This is a genomic window from Pseudomonas sp. GM25 (genome assembly GCF_000282255.1).
GTDB classification, from domain to species: Bacteria; Pseudomonadota; Gammaproteobacteria; order Pseudomonadales; family Pseudomonadaceae; genus Aquipseudomonas; species Aquipseudomonas aphyarum.
Map to the genome: position 1 here is coordinate 346,490 of NZ_AKJQ01000029.1, position 19,062 is coordinate 365,551.

The window sequence follows — 19,062 nt, forward strand, 5'->3', positions numbered from 1 at the left end:
TCACGGCGGGCATTGAGGAGCCGAAAGTAGGCGCAATCCGCATCAGCGCTTAAATACTTAAAAAGCACATTTTTATAGCTTTTCAAGCTAAGCCAGCAAAGTCGGGACATGCAGAGCCGTATGCATGGAGAGCATCGAAAATATTCTTCGAATGCATTGGATGCGCGTAAGGCTGGAGGCCTTAAATGGCGCTGCTTATCTCCAAAATGATTATTTTCCAACTCGCTTATAACAATTGGTTTTTAGCTAATTCCGCTGACTCGATCCAACCCGACAACGGAGGTCACCATGGCCCGTGAATCCCTGCTCAGCCTGCCACTGGCCGCACCGCCGTTGAAAAGCCGGCGCACCTGGCCGAGCCTGAGCCACCGCGTTTTACCCTGGATATTACCGCTCGGACTGTTCGCCCTGTGGTGGCTGGCGGCGCGCAATCAATGGATGAGCGAACAGATACTGCCGGCGCCATCGCTGGTGTGGAACAGCGCCATCGAGCTGTCCCAGGGCGAGTTGTGGAGTCATTTGTGGATCAGCCTGCAACGGCTGTTCTGGGGCCTGCTGGCAGGCGTTACCGCCGGCGCGGTACTCGGTGCGGCGCTGGGTTTCAGCCGTCGTCTCGAACGCCTGATCTTCCCGACGTTCGCCGGCCTGGCCCAGGTGCCGACGCTGGCGTGGATTCCGTTGTTCATGGTTTTTTTCGGCATCGGCGAAGTGCTGAAACTGGTGGTGCTGATCAAGGCCATCGTGGTGCCGGTCACCCTGCACACCCTGGTCGGCGTACGCGATGCGCAACCCAAACTGCGTGAAGCCGCCGCGGTTTTACGTCTGCCGCCACGCCTGTTGATCCGCCGACTGGTGCTGCCCGCCGCGCTGCCAGCGTTCATGGCCGGCGTGCGTCTGGCACTGGCCGCTGGCTGGACTTCGTTGCTCGCCGTCGAGCTGCTGGCCTCCAGCGAAGGCATCGGTTACCTGATGGTCTGGGCGCGTCAGTTGTTCATGCTCGACATCGTCTTCGTGTGCATCGTGGTGATCGGCCTGATCGGCGTTGCGATGGATCGCGGCATCGGCCTGCTGGACAAAAAACTGGTGCACTGGCCTCACCCGGCCACGGCGGAAATTCGTCGCGGCCCGCGTTATGAAGGCTGGCAGCGCGTACAGCCATGGCTGCTGCCGCTGGCGCTGTTTGCATTGTGGCAACTGGCGGTCGATCAGCAATGGATCGATGCCAACATTCTGGTCAGCCCGTGGGTGGTGCTTGAGGCGACGAAAAACGGATTGCTCGACGGCACGTTGATCTCGGGCATGGCCCTGAGCCTGGGCCGCACACTAGGCGGCCTTTTGATTGGCGGCGGTCTCGGCCTCGTGCTGGGTTTGTTGCTGGGTCTGTCGCGCACCAGCGAACGCTTGCTCGGCCCGACCCTCGCCGCCCTGCGCCAGATCGCGATTTTCGCCTGGGTGCCGCTGCTCACCGCCTGGTTCGGTCTGGGCGAACTGGCGAAGTGGGTGTTCGTCGCCCTCGCCGCATTCTTTCCGTTGTTCGTCGCGACTCAACGCAGCGTCGCCAACCTCTCGCCACAACTCAACGAAGCCGCTCAGGTCCTTCGCCTGAGCCTCGGCCAGCGTCTGCGGCGACTGGTATTGCCGGGCGCCGCGCCGGGGATTTTCGCCGGCCTGCGCCTGAGCCTGATCTACGCCTGGCTCGGCACCATCGGCGCCGAATATTTCATGCCGTCCAACGGCGGCATCGGCAGCCAGATGATCGGCGCCCAACAACTGCTGCGCATGGACCTGATCATGGCCGGGATGCTGCTGGTCGGCCTCACCGGCGCCCTGCTCAACCTCATTGGCCAACGCCTGGAAATCCGCGCCACCCGCTGGAGACACGCATGAACGCACCGATTGTCAGCTTCAACCATGTAGGCAAATCCTTCGACGTCGACGGTTTCGAACTGGAGGCGATTCGCGAATTCAACCTCGACATCGCCGAGGGCGAATTCGTCGCCATCGTCGGCTCCAGCGGTTGCGGCAAATCCACCTTGCTGCGCTTGCTGGTGGGCCTCGATACGCAGTTTCGCGGGCAGATCACAGTCGATGGCAAAGCCGTCAGCGGCATCGGCGGCGAGCGCGGCATCGTGTTTCAGGAACACCGTTTGTTCCCGTGGCTGACGGTGGCCGACAACATCGGCCTGGGCCTGGTGAACGAGCCGCTGAGCGCCGCTGAAAAGCAGCAACGCATCAACGATTTCATCGAGCTGGTGGGCCTGCGCGACTTCACCCGCGCCTACCCGCATCAACTCTCCGGCGGCATGGCCCAGCGCGTGGCGATTGCTCGCGGACTGGTGGCGAGCCCACGGATCCTGTTGCTCGACGAACCCTTCGGTGCCCTCGACGCGCTGACTCGCCAGCAGATGCAGGACGAGCTGCTGGCGATTCGCGAGCGGGCAAAGATCACCACGATTCTGGTCACCCACGATGTCGAGGAAGCGATCTTCCTCGCCGACCGCGTGGTGGTCATGGAACCGCGCCCCGGCCGGATCAAACAGGTGGTGGACATCGCCCTGCCCCATCCGCGCCAGCGCAGCAGTTTCGACTTCCATCAGTTGCGCGAAGAACTGCTGCACGAACTGACCAGTGACGACCATTACCAACCGAGCGCACCGGTGCAGATCCGCGATCTGCCGCTGTCGTTCATTGCCTGCTGAACAGGAGCCTGTTGATGCCGCAACGTCCCAACTTTCTGGTGATTCTGGCCGATGACCTCGGCTTCTCCGACATTGGAGCCTTCGGCGGCGAAATCGCCACGCCGAACCTTGATGCCCTGGCCAACAATGGCTTGCGCCTGACCGATTTTCACACCGCACCGACCTGCTCGCCGACCCGCTCGATGCTGCTTACCGGCACCGATCACCACATCGCCGGCATCGGCACCATGGCCGAAACCCTGACCCCGGAGCTGATCGGCAAACCGGGTTACGAAGGCTATCTCAACGACCGTGTCGTCGCGTTGCCGGAGTTGTTGCGCGAGGCCGGTTACCAGACGTTGATGAGCGGCAAATGGCACCTGGGCCTGACCGCCGAACTGGCGCCCCACGCCCGAGGTTTCGAGCGTTCGTTCTCGCTGCTGCCCGGCGCGGCCAACCACTACGGATTCGAACCAACCTACGATGAACACACGCCCGGCCTGCTGAAATCCACCCCGGCGCTGTACATCGAGGACGACACGTTCATCGACGAATTGCCCAAGGATTTCTATTCCTCCGACGCCTTCGGCGACAAGCTCTTGCAGTACCTCAAGGAGCGCGATCAGAGCCGGCCGTTCTTCGCTTACCTGCCGTTTTCCGCGCCGCACTGGCCGTTGCAGGCGCCCGCCGACATCGTCGAAAAATACCGTGGTCGCTACGACACGGGGCCGGAAGTGCTGCGCCTCGAGCGTCTGGAAAAACTCAAGTCGCTGGGGCTGATCGAGCCGGATGTCGAGCCGCATCCGCTGATCCAGCTGACCGCGCAATGGGACGCGCTGAGCGATGAACAAAAACGCATTTCCGCCCGGGCGATGGAGGTCTACGCCGCGATGGTCGAGCGCATGGACTGGAACATCGGCCGCGTCGTCGATTACCTGCGCCAGCAGGGCCAGCTCGACAACACTTTCATCCTGTTCATGTCCGACAACGGTGCCGAAGGCGCGCTGCTGGAAGCCTTCCCGAAATTCGGTCCGGAGCTGGTGACCTACCTGAGCCAGCATTACGACAACAGCCTCGACAACATCGGCCGCGCCAACTCCTACGTCTGGTATGGGCCGAACTGGGCGCAGGTGGCGACCGCGCCGTCACGCTTGTTCAAGGCCTTCACCACCGAGGGCGGAATTCGCGTTCCGGCACTGCTGCATTATCCGCAGCTGCCGCTGAAGGGGCAGATCAGCCACGGTTTCGGTACGGTGATGGACATCACGCCGACCATCCTCGATCTGGCTGGCGTGCGCCACCCGGGCAAGCAGTGGCACGGCAAACCGGTGGCGCCGTTGCGTGGCAAATCGTGGCTGGGGTTCTTGTCCGGCGAAACAGCGCAGGTGCATGACGAACACACCGTCACCGGTTGGGAGTTGTTCGGACGCCGGGCGATTCGGCAGGGTCAGTGGAAGGCGGTGTGGATCCCTGGGCCGGTGGGGCCGGCGACCTGGCAGCTTTACGATCTGGGCAGTGATCCGGGGGAGATTCATGACCTGGCGTCGAGTCAGCCGCAGAAGCTTGAGGCGCTGATCGAGCATTGGCAGCGGTATGTGGAGGAGACCGGCGTGATTTTGAGTGAATCGCCGTTTCAGCCGGATTGAGGGGTGGCTGATGCAGGGCTATCGCCGGTTAGCCGGCGATAGCTTCGGATACCTTCAAGCCTGAGCCGTCTGCACTTTTTTCTGCAGGACTTCTTCCTTGCGAACAAACCGGTTCGCCCGCCCAAACGTCCCGAAATCATTAAACCGAACCCCCATCTCCCGCATCACCTTGTGCGCCACCGGCACCGTCAGCTGGCGAATATAAAACGGCTCCTTCACCACAAAATGATGAATCCCGTGACTGCTGCCGAAGTTGAAGCAGAACGCCTGCAACGGCCACAGCCACCAAGGATTCAGCACCTGACACTGCTGAAGCACATTACCCGGCTCCACATCCCCGTAGTAATGCATGTTCGAACTGATGAAGTGCAGGCAGAAGGTGCGCAATACATTCGGGCCAATGATCACCACGGCGGCGATGTCGATCACTTGCATCACCGACAACGTGGTCGCTGACCATTCAATCGGCGAGCCCATCAAGTAAGTGATTCCATTGGTGGCATGGAACCCGAGAAACACATACCAAGCCCCCCAATGCACCAGCGCCAGCGGTGCGTAGACCTTCAAAGTGCGTTTGATGATGCTGAATTTATGCGCCCAGGTCTTGGCCCGCAGCATGCGGATGAACGCTGACATCACGTTGTCGCCGACCATCAGCAACCGCGCGAAACCCCACGGCTCGCCGTTGGTGATCGCCCGTTCTTCCATGTCGGTTTCAGTGCCGGACACCTTGTGATGATTGAGGTGCAGATGACGACGGATCCACGGGTTGATCGTGCTCGGCCGCGCCAGCCACACCAGGCCCATCATCAGGTTGTGCGGCACCCGCTGTTTGCGGAAATACATGCTGTGAATCAGGTCGTGTTCGAGCTCATGGGTCAGCGAGGCGAAAAACGCGTTGAGCAGCAGGCACGCCCACCACGCCATGTACCCGTTGATGTAGAGCGCCGCCGAACCGATCATCCCGGCAAGGGCAAACGCCAGAATCCCCGCGCCGAGGGTGTCCTGATGCTTGAGAATCGGGTAGCGCTCGCGCAGCTCGACGCCCTTGGCCAGCACCACTTCGCGAATATGCGCTGATCGCTGGGCAGCATTGTGTCGCTGGGGACTTGCAGAAGTACGGTCCATGCTTCCATCCTCTGGTTATTGATGTTCGCATCCTGCCCCGCGCGGGTTCCGAACGCGGTAGCCGAGAACGCCAACCTGTTGACCGGAAGCGCCAATCAGCATGAAGGAACCGACTTCTCTCGCCAGCTGGACCCGTGCCCTGCGCAAGCAACTCGACGCGCTGGGGCTGGACAGCACTGCCCTGTGCCAGCAGGCCGGGCTCGATCCGCAACTGATGGACGACCCGAACGCCCGCTATCCGTTGTCCGCCACCACCCGCCTGTGGGAAATCGCGGTGCAGGTCAGCGGCGATCCGGCGATTGGTTTGCGAGTGTCGCGGTTCGTCAGCCCTACGACATTTCACGCGTTGGGCTATGCGTTGGTGGCCAGCGGCAGCCTGCGGGAAGTGTTCGAGCGGATCGTGCGTTATCACCAGGTGGTCAGCGACGCGCTGGAACTGGAGCTGACCCGCACCGAAGACCGCTATCGGTTTCGCCTGAAAATCCCGACCGACAACCCCGCTCCGGCCTTCGAAGCCATCGACGCCTTCGCCGCGATCTACGTACGCACCTGCCGCAATCGCCTGGGCCGCGACTACGCACCACTGGCGGTGTACCTGCGTCGCCCGGAACCGGCCGATGCGCATCAATGGCACAAGGTGTTCCGCTCGCCGGTGCATTTTTCCGCCGAAGAAGACCGGATCGAATTCGCCCTCACCGACTTCGACAGTCACCTCGACGACGCCAACCCGGAACTGGCCGAGCACAACGAAGCGGTGCTCAAGCGCACCCTCGCCCAACTCAAGCCGCTGACCTGGGAGCGCAAGGTGCGCGACGCCATCGAAGAACAACTGCCCGAAGGCGAACCCAGCGCCGAACGCATCGCCCAGGCCCTGCACCTGAGCCTGCGCAGCCTGCAGCGGCATCTGGCGGACGAGGGTTGTCGCTTCGACACCCTGCTGAATGAAAGCCGCGAGAACCTCGCGCTGCTGCACCTGCGCGATCCGCAATGCTCGCTGAGCGAGGTGAGTTATCTGTTGGGATTTGCCGACACCAGCAGCTTCAGTCGCGCGTTCAAACGCTGGACGGGGATGACGCCGGGGCAGTTTCGGGATCAGTTGCGCTGAGCGCACATGGGGCATTCAACCCTTGGTCAGACTGCGTTCAATCCCGGACTCCCACTGCTCGATCATTGCCGTACCCACCTCGGCGAATGACTGATGGGTTCGGCAATGCTCTAGCATTTCCTCCATCGCCTTCTGCATGCCATGAACAACCTGCTGCAGTAGTTCATTGCAGCGACCTTCAGTGAGATTGCATGCCGTACGACCGAAGCGGATGAGCGCCTTGTGCTTGGGCCATGCCTTCGACCCGCCCAACAGCAAGGCCAGGCTGTCGTTCCTGATGTAAACCGATGTGGTGATGATGTCGTAAGCCGGGGCCAGCCGGATCGAGGCCTGCGCGCCGCAATGGTCATACAGCACACCGAAGTTCTTCAGGTGCGCATCGCCGTTTTTCAGTCCCGCGGACAGCGCCACGATCTTGAAAAAAACCTCCAGCGCCTGACTCAACAGCGCAGGCGAAACAAAGGCCTTGATCTGTCGGGCAGCGCCTTCGTAAGAACCATCGTATTTGGCTCTGGAAGGCCAGCCGTTGAGTACGCAAAAGTCCTCGAAACCCAGATAGCCATGCTCACTGAGGTCGAAACGCTCAACCACTAAAAACTTGCCCTGTTCGCTCAATTCAAACTTCGGTACTTCGAGACCGCTAAGCGCTGCGGCGCGCATACAGAAGTACTCGTTGGTCGCCAGCTCGGGAAACTCTTCGGGACGGAAGGCTTTGACCAGATGTGTGGAGCCTCGGTGAGTCGGGTAAAGAGCGGCTGTCACACCATCGCGTACCAGCACCTTAGGCTGCACGCCTGAAACACCGGAATACTGGCCATGTTTGTGCAACAGATCGTCAAACAAGCCATGAACGCCGTCATGTATCAAAAGATCGGACAATAACGTTTCGGGCTGATGACCTGTGACCGATTCGCAGGCTACTGCCAGCCGTCCTAGCTGACTTGAACCCACTATTGCCAGCAACGCAAAAGCATCGAAGTCACGAACTGCTTCGCCGAAGCGTCGAATCAATTCATCGCGCAATGCCCCTTCTGGCAAATTCATCTCGAAAATCGGATGAACACCTCGCTCCCAGCCGTAGTTTTCCATCCGAGCTGACATCGTTAGCGAAACAGCATTCTCAGCGTTCACGCCCTCACAGTATCTGAACACGCTCTCCATGCCGGACTGCCCACGAACGAGTGTCCCTACGGAGCTATCAGCGACGGTGATTTCCAAACCCCGAATCAAATCAATCATGAGAATTCACCCTCCTCGGTGCCTCAAGAGGGAAACCAAGCTCAAAAACTGTTCCCTTAACTTCACTACTCACCCGCACCCGCCCACCATGCAACTGCATGATCGACTGCACGATCGCCAGTCCCAATCCGCCGGAATCTCCCGGTTCCGCGCGGGACGGGTCGACGCGGTAGAAGCGGTCGAACAGTTTGCCCAGATGTTCATCCGCGATAGTCGGGCCGAGGTTGTGGACTTGCAGCCAGCACATGCCTGGCTCATCGCGACGGCACAGGCTGATGACTGAACCGGCGTCAGCATGGCGTACGGCGTTGGCCAACAGGTTGCCCAAGGCGCGTTGCAGCAGTTGCTGATCCGCCAGCAATTCTCCGCTGAGCGTGTTTTCGAGGCGGATTTCCCGGTCATCGGCCAGGGCCTCGAAGTAGTCGCACAGCTCTTCGCCGATTTCGTGCAGTTCCAGCGTGCGCAGATCGAGCGCCCGCTCAGCCTGCTCTGCGCGGGCGAGAAACATCAGGTTTTCGGCCATGCGCTTGAGCCGTTCGAACTCTTCCATGTTCGAGGCCAGCACTTCCTGATACTCGGTGCTGCTGCGCGGATAGTTCAGTGCCTGGCCGTTGCTCGCGAGCAAGGTGTGCAGGGGCGTGCGGATTTCGTGGGCAAGGTCGGCGGAAAACTGTGAGAGGCGCTGGAAGCCGTCGTCCAGCCGCACGAGCATGCCGTTCAACGCGAGCACCGGTTCCAGTAATTCCGCTGGCGTGCCGGCGGTGGGGACGCGTTGGTCGAGGCTGCGCAGGTCGATGCCGCGCAGCGCTTCACTCAGTTTGCGCAGAGGCAGCAAACCTCGGCGCAACAGCATCAGACCCAACGTGAAAGCGAGTACGGCACCAAGTCCGACGGCCAGATACAAGCGCAGGCGATAGCTGCCGAGCATCTGCTCGCGCTCGCTCAAGACCTTGCCGGCGATCACGGTCAACGATTCGCCGTTCGGCCCTTGGGCCTGACCTGACAACAGGGCCAGCTCGACACCGTCCGCCGCCTGCCAGGTCAGCACATCGCTACGTTGCGGCGGTTGATCCCGGGGGATGGCCTGCACGGACGGCAGAGCGCGTTGGCGAGGGTTGATCGTGATCACATTCGAGCCGTCAGCGCGTTGCACCAGCAGCAGACTGTCGAGGTTGCCGAGCATGTTCTGGTACAGCCGTGGCCGCGCCTGCAAGGCGTCGAGGCTGTCGCTGTCGGCGAGCAGCGCGCGCACCTGCTCCAGACGACCGAGCAACGCCATGTCGTCGCGCCAGGCGATTTCCGAGGCCAGCGAGCGATACAGGAACACGCCGATCGCGCTGAGCACCAACGCACAGACGGCGGCGAACGCCAGGGCCAGGCGCCAGGCTATGGATCTAGCGCGCATCGTCGGGCGCTTCGAGTTGATAGCCGACCCCGCGCACGGTGTGGATCAGTTTGGGCATGTACGGATCATCGACTTTCGAACGCAGCCGACGCACCGCGACTTCGACCATGTTGGTGTCGCTGTCGAAATTCAGGTTCCACACCTGCGAAGCAATCAGCGTGCGCGACAGCACTTCACCCTGTCGGCTGGCGAGCAAATGCAGCAGGGCGAATTCCTTGTTGGTCAGAGCGATGCGCTGACCGCCACGGCTGACCCGACGGCGCAGCACGTCGATCTCCAGATCGGCGATGCTGTATGACTCGGCTTCGCGCATCGGCCCGCGCCGCAACAACGTGCGCACCCGCGCCAGCAATTCGGCGAAGGCGAACGGCTTGAGCAAATAGTCATCGGCCCCCAGTTCGAGGCCACGCACGCGGTCTTCGATAGCGTCCTTCGCTGTCAGGAACAGCACCGGCGTGGCGCCGCGCTGACGGATCAGCTGCAGCAGTTGCCAGCCGTTGAGGCCCGGCAACATCACGTCGAGGATAATCAGGTCATATGCCTGCTGCTCGATGAAATAACGCCCGTCGAGGCCATTCAGCGCCACGTCCACGGCGAAACCCGACTCGCCCAGCCCTTTGGCGAGGAAATTCGCGGTTTTGGCTTCATCTTCTACGACCAGCAAACGCATGGCACACCTCGATTGATCAGAGGCACAGGCTAGGCCCCTTCGGCGCCGTTGCCCATTACAAACTTGTAATCCGACTGACGAGGTTTCGACGGGGACCGGCGGATAAGGTGGTGGCCTTCGCTTTTGGAGCCTACCCATGACCGTCAAATACTTGATTGCCAGCCTGACAATCGGCCTAAGCAGCGCTGCGTTTGCTGCGCCCGACCTGCCCCGTCACGCCGATCTCGATCTGAAAACCGCACGGCTGCTGGCCGACACAGCGCTGGAAAACTGCACCGGCACGGTGTCGGTGCTCGACCGAGGCGGCAACCTGTTGGTGACCTTGCGCGGCGACGGTATTGGCCCGCACAACACCGCCGCCAGCCAACGCAAGGCCTACACCGCGCTATCGACGAAGACCCCGACCCGGTTGTTCGCCGAGCGCGCCCGCAGCAACCCGGAAACCGCCAACCTCAACACCCTCGATGAATTGCTGTTACTCGGCGGCGGCATCCCGCTGTTCGCTGGCAAGGAACTGGTTGGCGCCATGGGCGTGGCCGGTTCCGGTGGCGGCGAGCAGGACGAAAACTGCGCGATCAAGGCTGCCGACATCGTCGGCCTGTCCATCAACCGTATTTGAACCCAGGAGCATCACCATGACCCCACTGCGCATGACTTTCGCCGCGCTCGGCCTGAGCGCTTTTTCGAGCCTGGCGCTGGCCGCCGGCAACCCGCTGAGCGTGCACGTACTCAATCTGGAAAACGGCCTGCCATCGCCGGGCATAAACGTGACGCTGGAACGCCATGTCGGCCAGGACTGGCAGCCGCTGGCGCAGGGCACCACCAATGAACAGGGGCGGATCGCCGAGCTGTTCCCGGCGAACAAACCGTTCGAGGCGGGTGAATATCGGGTGGTATTCAAGACCGGCGAGTACTTCGAGAAGACCAAGCACGAGACGTTTTTTCCGGAGATTCCGGTGATCTTTAAAGTGAAGCAGACGGATCAGCACTATCACATTCCGTTGCTGCTGAGCCCGTATGGCTTCTCCACTTATCGCGGTTCGTAAGCCACTGGCAGGTGGAGATCAGAGGGTCGCCAGTGCGCGCAACCGCGCGGCGTCGAGGATTTCGATCTCGCCATAACTCAAGCCGATAATCCCCTGCCCCTGCAACTCCTTGAGGATCTGGTTGGTGGTCTGCCGCGACAGCGACAGCATCGACGCCAGCTGTTCCTGGGGCAGTTGCAGCACCCGGCGTGGCGGATCCAGTTCGCCGTAGCCTTCGGCGATCATCAGCAGGCGATGAGCCAGACGCGCCGGGGCCGGCAGCAGGCTCAGCTGTTCGAGATTGATGAAGGTCAGGCGCAGTTTGTGGCTCATCAGCAAGGCCAGATGTCGCCAGTAGACGGGATGTTCGTCGAGCAGTTTAAGCAGCGTGGCCTGGGGAATGTTCAGCAGGGTGCAAGGCCCGACCGCGTAAGCGTCATGGGTGCGGGGCTGGCCGTCGAACAGGCAGATTTCGCCGAACCAGTGCGGCGCTTCCACCAGGCTCAGCAACGCCTCCTTGCCCTGCTCGCTGACCGCGCCGATGCGCACCGCACCATCGAGCACCGCGTACAGCCCGCACGGCGCGTCGCCGCGCTGAAACAGCCGCTGCCCCGCCGCCAGCCGCCGCTCCCGGGCCGCCGCCAGCAGACTATCCTGAAAGGACGAAGGCAGATGACTGAACCATTGCCCGGTCAACAGGCGCTCGCGCCAGACCTTATCCATGCGTTCTCCTAAAGATTGTCGCCTGCCTGACAGAGCGAGCCGTGAACCCGGGGCATGATTCGATCACCCTACAGGAGGAACAACAATGAAAAGCCTCGTCGATCATTTGAGTCAATACGCCGCTTACCACCGTGACCCGCGCAACATCGCCAGCCACTTTATCGGGATTCCGCTGATTGTGGTGGCGGTGGCCGTGCTGTTGTCGCGGCCGGAATGGGCGGTGGGCGGATTGTGGATTTCCCCGGCGGTGATTGCCGCCCTTGCTTCGGCGTGGTTTTACCTGCGTCTGGAACTGAAGCTCGGGGTTCTGATGACCGTGTTGATGGGGTTGTCGGTCTGGGCCGGGCACGTCCTGGCGCAGCAGAGCACCATGGTCTGGCTGAGTGCAGGTCTGGCGATGTTTGTGATTGGTTGGGCGATCCAGTTTGTCGGGCACCACTATGAAGGGCGCAAACCGGCGTTCGTCGATGACTTGAGCGGGTTGATTGTCGGGCCGCTGTTTGTGGTGGCCGAACTGGCGTTCATGCTCGGGATGCGGCATGAGCTGAAAGAGCAGATCGAGGCGCGGGCGGGTGTGGTGCGGGTGAATCCGAATCGCGCGGCTGTCTAGACCGCAATCGCCAGTAGGCTGGCTCCCACAAATTCACTGTGGGAGCCAGCCTGCTGGCGATGCTTTTGCTTTAAAGGTTGGCGACTTTCTGCCAGACCTTCGGCTTGAAGAACAACGTCTCACCCTTCGCCAACCCGGTCAGGCTGTCGTGGTCTTTCACCACTTCCGCCTCGATCAGATCCGTCTGGCCTTCAACTTTTAACGTCACCCGCGTGGTCGCGCCCAGCGGCCGGATATCGCGAACTTCAGCGGCGTGGTGATCCTCCAGCTCATGCCGCGACAGCGACACTTCGTGCGGGCGGAACAACACGTGGTTGTCATCGCCCAGATGCAGACGGTTCGAATCGCCGAGGAAGTGATAGACGAAATCGCTGGCCGGGTTTTCGTAGACGTCGCCCGGTGAACCGATCTGCTCGATCACACCCTTGTTCATCACCACGATGCGGTCGGCCACTTCCATCGCCTCTTCCTGGTCGTGGGTCACGAACACCGAGGTCAGGTTGATGTCTTCGTGCAGGCGCGCCAGCCAGCGGCGCAGCTCCTTACGCACCTTGGCGTCGAGGGCGCCGAACGGCTCGTCGAGCAGCAGCACTTTCGGCTCTACCGCCAAGGCGCGGGCCAGGGCGATACGCTGACGCTGGCCGCCGGACAGTTGCTCCGGATAACGATCCGACAGCCAGTCCAGTTGCACCATGTTCAGCAGCTCGTGAACCTTGGTCGCGATCTGGCTTTCAGTCGGGCGCTGGTTTTTCGGCTTCATGCGCAGGCCGAACGCGACGTTGTCGAACACCGTCATGTGGCGGAACAAAGCGTAGTGCTGGAACACGAAACCGACGTTGCGATCCCGCACGTCGTGGCCGGAAACGTCCTCGCCGTGGAACACGATGTTGCCGTTATCCGGGGTTTCCAGACCGGCAATAATGCGCAGCAGGGTGGTCTTGCCGCAGCCGGACGGGCCGAGCAGCGCCACCAGTTCACCGCTGTGGATGTCCAGGCTGATGTTGTCCAGCGCCTTGAACGCATTGAAATTCTTGCTGACGTTACGCACTTCGATCGACATGAATTATTCCTCCGCGGCGCTGGCGCGCAGGCGGTTGATACGGTTTTCGCTCCACTGCTTGAGCAGCAGGATGAAGAGCGCCAGGATCAGCAACAGGCTCGCCACGGCGAACGCGGCCACGTGGTTGTATTCGTTGTAGAGGATCTCGACGTGCAGCGGCAAGGTGTTGGTCACCCCGCGAATGTGCCCGGAAACCACCGACACCGCACCGAACTCACCCATGGCCCGCGCGGTACACAGCACCACGCCATAGATCAGGCCCCATTTGATGTTGGGGACGGTCACGTGCCAGAACATCTGCCAGCCATTGGCACCGAGCAGACGCGCGGCTTCCTCTTCCTGAGTGCCTTGCTCCTGCATCAGCGGGATCAGCTCACGGGCCACGAACGGCACGGTGACGAAGATCGTCGCCAGTACGATGCCCGGCAGAGCGAAGACGATCTGGATATCGTGATCCTGCAGCCACGGCCCGAACAGGCCCTGGGCGCCGAACATCAACACGTAGACCAGACCCGCGATCACCGGCGACACCGAGAACGGCAGGTCGATCAGCGTCACCAGCATACTCTTGCCGCGGAACGAGTATTTGCTCACGCACCACGCGGCGCTAACACCGAACACCAGATTCAGCGGCACCGAAATCAGCACCGCAATCACGGTGAGTTTCAGGGCCGACAAGGCATCCGGTTCAAAGATCGCGGTGAAGAACGCGCCAAGGCCGTTCTTCAAACCCTGCGACACCACGATGAACAGCGGCAGCACCAGAAACAGGAAGAAAATCAGCCAGCCGAGGCCGATCAGGATCCGCCGCGAAGTGGCACTGCCACGGCGGGCGGCGTTGGCCGAGGAAGCGGCCGCAATAGACGATTGGGACATGGTTCGCGCCTCCTTATGGGGTTTCGATGCGGCGCTGCAGCAAGTTGATCAGCAGCAACAGGACGAAGGAAACCACCAGCATCAACACGCCGATGGAGGTAGCGCCGGTGTAATCGTACTGGTCGAGCTTGACCATGATCAGCAGCGGCAGGATCTCGGTTTTCATCGGCATGTTGCCGGCGATGAAAATCACCGAACCGTACTCACCGACGCCACGGGCAAACGCCAGGGCAAAACCGGTCAGCCAGGCCGGCAACAGCGCCGGCAGCAGGATGTGACGGAACACCTGCAACGGTTTGGCACCGAGGCACGCGGCCGCTTCTTCGACTTCACGCGGGATGTCGGCCAGCACCGGCTGCACCGTGCGCACCACGAACGGCAAGGTCACGAAGGTCAGCGCCAGGGTAATCCCGAGCGGGGTGTAGGCGATCTTGAAACCGAGGTCGGCGGCGAACTGCCCGACCAGTCCGGTCGGCGTGTACAGCGCCGTCAGCGCAATACCGGCCACGGCGGTCGGCAGGGCGAACGGCAGATCGATCATCGCGTCGATCACCTTGCGTCCCGGGAACGTGTAGCGCACCAGCACCCAGGCCAGCAACGTGCCGATGATGCCGTTGATGATCGCGGCGCACAGTGCGGTGCCGAAGCTCAGCTTCAATGCGGCGAGAACGCGGGGCGCGGAGATGATCGTCCAGAACTGGTCCCAGGTGAGTTGGGCGGCGTGGACGAACATCGCCGCCAGCGGGATTAGCACAATCAGGCTGAGGTACACCAAGGTGTAGCCCAGCGTCAGCCCGAAGCCGGGTATGACGGGGGAGATACGACGCGACATAAAAGTCCTTGGTTTGAGAACGCGCAAAGCCCCGAACATAAATCCGGGGCTCGTTTTAGGCTATTGAAACTTACTGCGCCTGATAGATCTGGTCGAACACGCCACCGTCGTTGAAGAATTTCGGCTGTGCGGTTTTCCAGCCGCCGAAGTCCTTGTCGATGGTCACCAGTTCCAGTTTCGGGAACTGCTGGGCGTACTTGGCTGCCACGTCCTTGTCACGCGGGCGGTAGAAGTTCTTCGCCGCGATTTCCTGACCGGCCGGGCTATACAGGTGCTTGAGGTAGGCTTCGGCGATCTGCTCGTTGCCCTTCTTCTCGGCGTTCTTGTCGACCACGGCCACCGGTGGTTCGGCGAGGATCGACAGCGAAGGCACGACGATGTCGAACTTGTCCTTGCCGCCGTCTTCTTTCAGCGCCAGGAAGGCTTCGTTTTCCCAGGCCAGCAACACGTCACCCTGACCGTTGTTGACGAAGGTGATGGTCGAGCCACGGGCGCCGGTGTCCAGGACCGGAACGTGCTTGAACAGGGTCTGTACGTATTCCTTGGCCTTGGCTTCGTTGCCACCGTTGGCTTTCAGGCCGTAGGCCCACGCCGCGAGGAAGTTCCAGCGCGCACCGCCGGAGGTTTTCGGGTTCGGAGTGATCACCGAGACGTCGTTCTTGACCAGGTCGCCCCAGTCCTTGATGCCTTTCGGGTTGCCCTTGCGCACCAGGAACACGATGGTCGAGGTGTAGGGAGTGCTGGCTTCCGGCAGACGCTTCTGCCAGTCAGCCGGCAGGGTCTTGCCGAGCTTGGCGATTTCGTCGATGTCGCCGGCCAGGGCCAGGGTTACGACGTCGGCGCGCAGACCGTCGATCACCGCACGGCCCTGCTTGCCCGAACCGCCGTGGGATTGCTGGATTTTCACGGTGTCGCCGGCGTGCTCCGACTGCCAGTACTTAACGAACTCGGCGTTGTAATCCTGATACAGCTCGCGCGTCGGGTCATACGACACGTTGAGCAGTTCGTAATCCTTGGCAACCGCGGAACCGGCAAACACAGCACTGGCCAGGGCGGCCAAAGCGTAACGGCGAATCGACGACATGGTGAAAGCTCCTGGAATTCTTGGTGGTGGCTTTTTCTTATGGATTGCTAGAATCGGGTTGCTCATTCAACGACCGCAGCCTGTGGCAGCTTCTGCCAACAGCTCCCCGCAGGAGCTGCCGCAGACTACGAATCAGGCCGGTTTGTTACCCGGTTGCTGCAGACGGAATTTCTCTTTGCGTTCGATCTGGACCACCTGGGCGTTATGCACAGTGATTTCCACCGCGCCGAAACGCAGGTCGCGCAAGGCGCTCTGGATTTCGCGCAAGATGGTGCTTTCGTCCTGACCGTCAACGCTACGCAGGGATGCGCTCATGGTGCTGCTCCTTTGTATGGGATATGCCTGGCAGTGGGCGGCACTGCGTTCGGCGTGGGAGCAATATAAGAGAGCTTTGGATATTCTTAAAAAGACTATTTAAGAATGTTTATATAACTGGAAAACATTATGTGATGCAGCAAGGGTTTGCGGCGGATTTGCCCTATCGCAAACCCGCTGTGCACGTCCGTCAGCCGATTGCCGGCGCTCGGGTCCAGTCGATTTGAGCTTCGGGCACCGGCCGCCCGAACCAGTAGCCCTGCCCCAGATCACAGGCCTGCTCAAGCAGGAACGCCGCCTGCTCGGCCTGCTCAATACCCTCGGCATGCACCTGCATGCCCATGCTGCGGGCCAGGGCGATGATCACCCGGACGATCGCCGCATCGTCCTCGTCCCACGGCAGGCCGGCGACGAAACCCTGATCGATCTTGAGCTTCTGCACCGGCAGGCGCTTGAGTCGCAGCAACGACGAATATCCGGTGCCGAAGTCATCGATGGCCAGACGAATGCCCAGCTCGCGCAGACGGTGCATCTGTTCCAGCGCGACTTCCGGATCGTCCATCACCGCGCTTTCGGTGACCTCCAGTTCCAGATAGGCCGGATCCAGGCCGGTCTCGTGCAGCACCTGCGCAACCTGCTCGTACAACTCGCGACGGGCGAACAACCGTGACGACACGTTCACCGCGACAAACGACAGCACCACCCCGGCCTGCTGCCATTGGCACATCTGCCGGCAGGCCTGCTGCATGACCCAGGCGTCGATTTCCGAGATCAGCCCGGTGCGCTCGGCAATCGGGATGAACTCCGCCGGCGACACCAGCCCCCGCTGCGGATGCTCCCAGCGCACCAGCGCTTCGACGCCGATCAAGCGACTGGTTTTCAGGTCGTGCACCGGTTGGTAGTAGACACGCAGCTCCTGCTGCTCCAGTGCGCGGCGCAACTCGAAGGCGATTTCGACCCGCTGCTGGGCGTGGGCCGTGAGTTCTTCAGTGTACAGCGCGTAGCCGTTGCGGCCGCTGCTCTTGGCCTTGAACAGCGCCGCATCGGCGTTGCGCAACAGCTGTTCGGCACTCAACGCATCGCTGGGAAACAGGCTGATGCCGAGGCTGGCGTTGATGAACAGTTCATGGCCGTCGAGGCAGAACGGCTCCTTGAGCGCATCGAGAATGCGCTGAGCCAGTGCCGCCGCCTGCGCCGGCTGTGGACAACTTTCCAGCAGGACCGCGAACTCGTCGCCGCCCAGCCGCGCCAGGGTGATGCCCGGCCCGAACAGCGCCTGCAACCGCGCGGCGACCGCCTTGAGCAAACGGTCACCGATGTTGTGGCCGAGGCTGTCGTTGATCAGTTTGAAGTGGTCCAGATCGATCATCAGCAGCGCGCAACCGCGCTTGTGGGTCTGCGCCGATGCCAGCGCCTGTTCGGCGCGGTCGCTGAACAGCAGGCGGTTGGGCAGGTCAGTCAGCGGATCGTGGTGGGCCAGGTGCTTGAGCTCGTGTTCGGAATCCTTGATCGCGCTGATGTCGGAAAACACCGCGACGTAGTGGCTGAGCCGACCGTCTTCGTCGCGGATCACCCGGATCGTTTGCCATTGCGGGTATATCTCGCCGCTTTTGCGGCGGTTCCAGATCTCGCCGCTCCACTCGTCCTTCGCCTGCAAGGTGGCGAACATCGCCTGATAGAACCCCGGCGGATGGTGCCCGGACTTGAACAGGCTGGGCTGCTGGCCGATCACTTCTTCGCGCTGATAACCGGTGATTTCCATGAAGGCGCGATTGACGTGCACGATCAGCCCCTGCCGGTCCGTGACCAGCACGCCCTCGCGGGTGCAATCGAATACCGCAGCGGCCTGACGCAGGCGTTCGCGATCCGCCTGGCGCTCACGCAATCGGGCACCGATGCCCAGGCATTCGAACAAGCGCGCCCGGGCCAGGAAGATCAACCCGGCGCTGAGCGCTACGAACACGTAGCCGTTGATCAGTTGCCAGCGCAGCAGTTCGTCAGAGTTATCGAAGAAACTGTTCAATAAATAGCCAGTGCCTTGCAGCCAGACAACGGCAAGGACCAGGTAAAGCAGCGCTGCACGCAAAGCATCGCGGTATGTGGCAGACATTCGGCCGTCCATGTCCCTACAAAAATGTCGGGATTATAGGTCAAGAAACATCCAGCCATCTCTTATCTGAAAGGGCGACTGGTTTTATCTGTGTGCTTGGTGATAATGCAACGGCTGTTTTTTCTTTATCGAGGGCCCTATAGCCTATGTGGTACGAAGGTTTTCTTGGCTTGTCGGCCTGGTCACTGGTCGCCGTCACCCTGGTGATGACCCACGTGACGATCGTTGCCGTCACGGTCTACTTGCACCGCTACTCGGCCCATCGCTCCCTGGAGCTGAATGCCGGCCTTAAGCATTTCTTCCGTTTCTGGCTGTGGCTGACCACAGCGCAGAACACCCGCGAGTGGACCGCCATCCACCGCAAGCACCACGCCAAATGCGAAACCGAAGACGACCCGCACAGTCCGGTCGTCAAGGGTCTGTCCACCGTCCTGCGCAAAGGTGCCGAGCTGTACCGCGAAGAAGCGCAGAACCCGGAAACCCTGCGCATCTACGGCAAGAATTGCCCCGAAGACTGGATCGAGCGCAACCTCTACAGCCGCTACCGGCTGGTGGG

Annotated in this window: 18 protein-coding genes and 1 pseudogene; 8 read left to right on the forward strand and 11 right to left on the reverse strand. The window is 61.3% G+C overall.

Annotated elements, in window-relative coordinates:
- Positions 1-288: 288 nt before the first annotated feature.
- The 3 genes from PMI24_RS08400 to PMI24_RS08410 are packed head-to-tail and all read left to right on the forward strand — an operon-like array spanning position 289 to position 4,324.
- On the forward strand, positions 289-1,887 hold the full coding sequence (locus PMI24_RS08400) for an ABC transporter permease (protein ID WP_007952798.1): 1,599 nt from the start codon (positions 289-291) through the stop codon (positions 1,885-1,887).
- Positions 1,884-2,699 carry an ABC transporter ATP-binding protein gene (locus PMI24_RS08405; RefSeq protein ID WP_007952799.1) on the forward strand — a complete coding sequence of 272 codons (816 nt, stop codon included), beginning with the start codon at positions 1,884-1,886 and terminating at the stop codon, positions 2,697-2,699. Before PMI24_RS08400 ends, PMI24_RS08405 begins: the two co-directional genes overlap by 4 nt.
- A gap of 14 nt (positions 2,700-2,713) precedes the next feature.
- Positions 2,714-4,324, forward strand: a complete 1,611-nt coding sequence (locus PMI24_RS08410; RefSeq protein WP_007952800.1) for an arylsulfatase — start codon at positions 2,714-2,716, stop codon at positions 4,322-4,324.
- 54 nt (positions 4,325-4,378) lie between these two features.
- Here the strand turns inward: PMI24_RS08410 and PMI24_RS08415 are convergent, their stop codons facing one another.
- The gene (locus PMI24_RS08415) at positions 4,379-5,452 is read right to left on the reverse strand and encodes a fatty acid desaturase (protein WP_007952802.1); all 1,074 of its coding nucleotides are present in this window, start codon (positions 5,450-5,452) and stop codon (positions 4,379-4,381) included.
- A 100-nt stretch (positions 5,453-5,552) separates the two neighbouring features.
- Between PMI24_RS08415 and PMI24_RS08420 the strand changes: the two genes are divergently transcribed.
- Positions 5,553-6,557, forward strand: coding sequence for an AraC family transcriptional regulator (locus tag PMI24_RS08420; RefSeq protein ID WP_007952803.1), 1,005 nt, complete (start codon positions 5,553-5,555; stop codon positions 6,555-6,557).
- 15 nt (positions 6,558-6,572) lie between these two features.
- Here the strand turns inward: PMI24_RS08420 and PMI24_RS08425 are convergent, their stop codons facing one another.
- From PMI24_RS08425 to PMI24_RS08435, 3 genes are read right to left on the reverse strand one after another with little or no spacing between them, the layout of a single operon-like run.
- Complete coding sequence (locus PMI24_RS08425; RefSeq protein WP_007952805.1) at positions 6,573-7,796, reverse strand: type II toxin-antitoxin system HipA family toxin; 1,224 nt, start codon at positions 7,794-7,796, stop codon at positions 6,573-6,575.
- Entirely contained in the window at positions 7,789-9,201 is a 1,413-nt protein-coding gene (locus PMI24_RS08430) for a heavy metal sensor histidine kinase (protein WP_007952807.1), read from the reverse strand. The genes PMI24_RS08425 and PMI24_RS08430 overlap by 8 nt, the downstream gene beginning before the upstream one ends.
- Complete coding sequence (locus PMI24_RS08435) at positions 9,191-9,871, reverse strand: heavy metal response regulator transcription factor (protein ID WP_007952810.1); 681 nt, start codon at positions 9,869-9,871, stop codon at positions 9,191-9,193. Before PMI24_RS08435 ends, PMI24_RS08430 begins: the two co-directional genes overlap by 11 nt.
- 136 nt (positions 9,872-10,007) lie before the next feature.
- Here PMI24_RS08435 and PMI24_RS08440 point away from each other — a divergent pair, with 136 nt between their 5' ends.
- Both PMI24_RS08440 and uraH read left to right on the forward strand, forming a co-directional pair.
- Positions 10,008-10,490, forward strand: a complete 483-nt coding sequence (locus PMI24_RS08440; protein ID WP_007952812.1) for a GlcG/HbpS family heme-binding protein — start codon at positions 10,008-10,010, stop codon at positions 10,488-10,490.
- A gap of 16 nt (positions 10,491-10,506) precedes the next feature.
- Positions 10,507-10,917: a hydroxyisourate hydrolase gene (gene uraH, locus PMI24_RS08445; protein WP_007952813.1), complete on the forward strand. Its 411-nt coding sequence runs from the start codon at positions 10,507-10,509 to the stop codon at positions 10,915-10,917.
- A gap of 18 nt (positions 10,918-10,935) precedes the next feature.
- Here uraH and PMI24_RS08450 read toward each other — a convergent pair whose 3' ends face one another.
- Positions 10,936-11,619 carry a Crp/Fnr family transcriptional regulator gene (locus PMI24_RS08450; RefSeq protein WP_007952814.1) on the reverse strand — a complete coding sequence of 228 codons (684 nt, stop codon included), beginning with the start codon at positions 11,617-11,619 and terminating at the stop codon, positions 10,936-10,938.
- An 85-nt stretch (positions 11,620-11,704) separates the two neighbouring features.
- On the opposite strand from PMI24_RS08450, the gene PMI24_RS08455 reads away from it, so the two are divergent.
- Positions 11,705-12,229, forward strand: a complete 525-nt coding sequence (locus PMI24_RS08455; RefSeq protein WP_007952815.1) for an Mpo1 family 2-hydroxy fatty acid dioxygenase — start codon at positions 11,705-11,707, stop codon at positions 12,227-12,229.
- A 70-nt stretch (positions 12,230-12,299) separates the two neighbouring features.
- On the opposite strand, the gene PMI24_RS08460 is transcribed toward PMI24_RS08455, so the two are convergent.
- The 6 genes from PMI24_RS08460 to dibA form a co-directional block, all read right to left on the reverse strand.
- Positions 12,300-13,289: a sulfate/molybdate ABC transporter ATP-binding protein gene (locus tag PMI24_RS08460; protein ID WP_007952816.1), complete on the reverse strand. Its 990-nt coding sequence runs from the start codon at positions 13,287-13,289 to the stop codon at positions 12,300-12,302.
- Positions 13,290-13,292: 3 nt separating this feature from the next.
- Positions 13,293-14,165: a sulfate ABC transporter permease subunit CysW gene (cysW, locus tag PMI24_RS08465; protein WP_007952817.1), complete on the reverse strand. Its 873-nt coding sequence runs from the start codon at positions 14,163-14,165 to the stop codon at positions 13,293-13,295.
- A gap of 13 nt (positions 14,166-14,178) precedes the next feature.
- Complete coding sequence (gene cysT, locus PMI24_RS08470) at positions 14,179-14,997, reverse strand: sulfate ABC transporter permease subunit CysT (protein WP_007952818.1); 819 nt, start codon at positions 14,995-14,997, stop codon at positions 14,179-14,181.
- 70 nt (positions 14,998-15,067) lie between these two features.
- The gene (locus PMI24_RS08475) at positions 15,068-16,081 is read right to left on the reverse strand and encodes a sulfate ABC transporter substrate-binding protein (RefSeq protein ID WP_007952819.1); all 1,014 of its coding nucleotides are present in this window, start codon (positions 16,079-16,081) and stop codon (positions 15,068-15,070) included.
- A 132-nt stretch (positions 16,082-16,213) separates the two neighbouring features.
- A complete protein-coding gene (gene oscA, locus PMI24_RS08480; RefSeq protein WP_007952821.1) occupies positions 16,214-16,396 on the reverse strand; it encodes a sulfur starvation response protein OscA in 183 nt (60 codons plus the stop codon).
- A 190-nt stretch (positions 16,397-16,586) separates the two neighbouring features.
- Complete coding sequence (dibA, locus tag PMI24_RS08485; protein ID WP_007952825.1) at positions 16,587-18,506, reverse strand: phosphodiesterase DibA; 1,920 nt, start codon at positions 18,504-18,506, stop codon at positions 16,587-16,589.
- Positions 18,507-18,652: 146 nt separating this feature from the next.
- Here dibA and desA point away from each other — a divergent pair.
- Positions 18,653-19,062, forward strand: a pseudogene (gene desA / locus PMI24_RS08490) (delta-9 fatty acid desaturase DesA); the annotation flags it as partial.

What these genes read in the sequence shown, in the direction of transcription:
- PMI24_RS08400 (WP_007952798.1), top strand. Translation starts at nt 289, where the DNA reads ATGGCCCGTGAATCCCTGCTCAGCCTGCCACTGGCCGCACCGCCGTTG.
- PMI24_RS08405 (WP_007952799.1), top strand. Translation starts at nt 1,884, where the DNA reads ATGAACGCACCGATTGTCAGCTTCAACCATGTAGGCAAATCCTTCGAC.
- PMI24_RS08410 (WP_007952800.1), top strand. Translation starts at nt 2,714, where the DNA reads ATGCCGCAACGTCCCAACTTTCTGGTGATTCTGGCCGATGACCTCGGC.
- PMI24_RS08415 (WP_007952802.1), bottom strand. Translation starts at nt 5,452, where the DNA reads ATGGACCGTACTTCTGCAAGTCCCCAGCGACACAATGCTGCCCAGCGA.
- PMI24_RS08420 (WP_007952803.1), top strand. Translation starts at nt 5,553, where the DNA reads ATGAAGGAACCGACTTCTCTCGCCAGCTGGACCCGTGCCCTGCGCAAG.
- PMI24_RS08425 (WP_007952805.1), bottom strand. Translation starts at nt 7,796, where the DNA reads ATGATTGATTTGATTCGGGGTTTGGAAATCACCGTCGCTGATAGCTCC.
- PMI24_RS08430 (WP_007952807.1), bottom strand. Translation starts at nt 9,201, where the DNA reads ATGCGCGCTAGATCCATAGCCTGGCGCCTGGCCCTGGCGTTCGCCGCC.
- PMI24_RS08435 (WP_007952810.1), bottom strand. Translation starts at nt 9,871, where the DNA reads ATGCGTTTGCTGGTCGTAGAAGATGAAGCCAAAACCGCGAATTTCCTC.
- PMI24_RS08440 (WP_007952812.1), top strand. Translation starts at nt 10,008, where the DNA reads ATGACCGTCAAATACTTGATTGCCAGCCTGACAATCGGCCTAAGCAGC.
- uraH (WP_007952813.1), top strand. Translation starts at nt 10,507, where the DNA reads ATGACCCCACTGCGCATGACTTTCGCCGCGCTCGGCCTGAGCGCTTTT.
- PMI24_RS08450 (WP_007952814.1), bottom strand. Translation starts at nt 11,619, where the DNA reads ATGGATAAGGTCTGGCGCGAGCGCCTGTTGACCGGGCAATGGTTCAGT.
- PMI24_RS08455 (WP_007952815.1), top strand. Translation starts at nt 11,705, where the DNA reads ATGAAAAGCCTCGTCGATCATTTGAGTCAATACGCCGCTTACCACCGT.
- PMI24_RS08460 (WP_007952816.1), bottom strand. Translation starts at nt 13,289, where the DNA reads ATGTCGATCGAAGTGCGTAACGTCAGCAAGAATTTCAATGCGTTCAAG.
- cysW (WP_007952817.1), bottom strand. Translation starts at nt 14,165, where the DNA reads ATGTCCCAATCGTCTATTGCGGCCGCTTCCTCGGCCAACGCCGCCCGC.
- cysT (WP_007952818.1), bottom strand. Translation starts at nt 14,997, where the DNA reads ATGTCGCGTCGTATCTCCCCCGTCATACCCGGCTTCGGGCTGACGCTG.
- PMI24_RS08475 (WP_007952819.1), bottom strand. Translation starts at nt 16,081, where the DNA reads ATGTCGTCGATTCGCCGTTACGCTTTGGCCGCCCTGGCCAGTGCTGTG.
- oscA (WP_007952821.1), bottom strand. Translation starts at nt 16,396, where the DNA reads ATGAGCGCATCCCTGCGTAGCGTTGACGGTCAGGACGAAAGCACCATC.
- dibA (WP_007952825.1), bottom strand. Translation starts at nt 18,506, where the DNA reads ATGTCTGCCACATACCGCGATGCTTTGCGTGCAGCGCTGCTTTACCTG.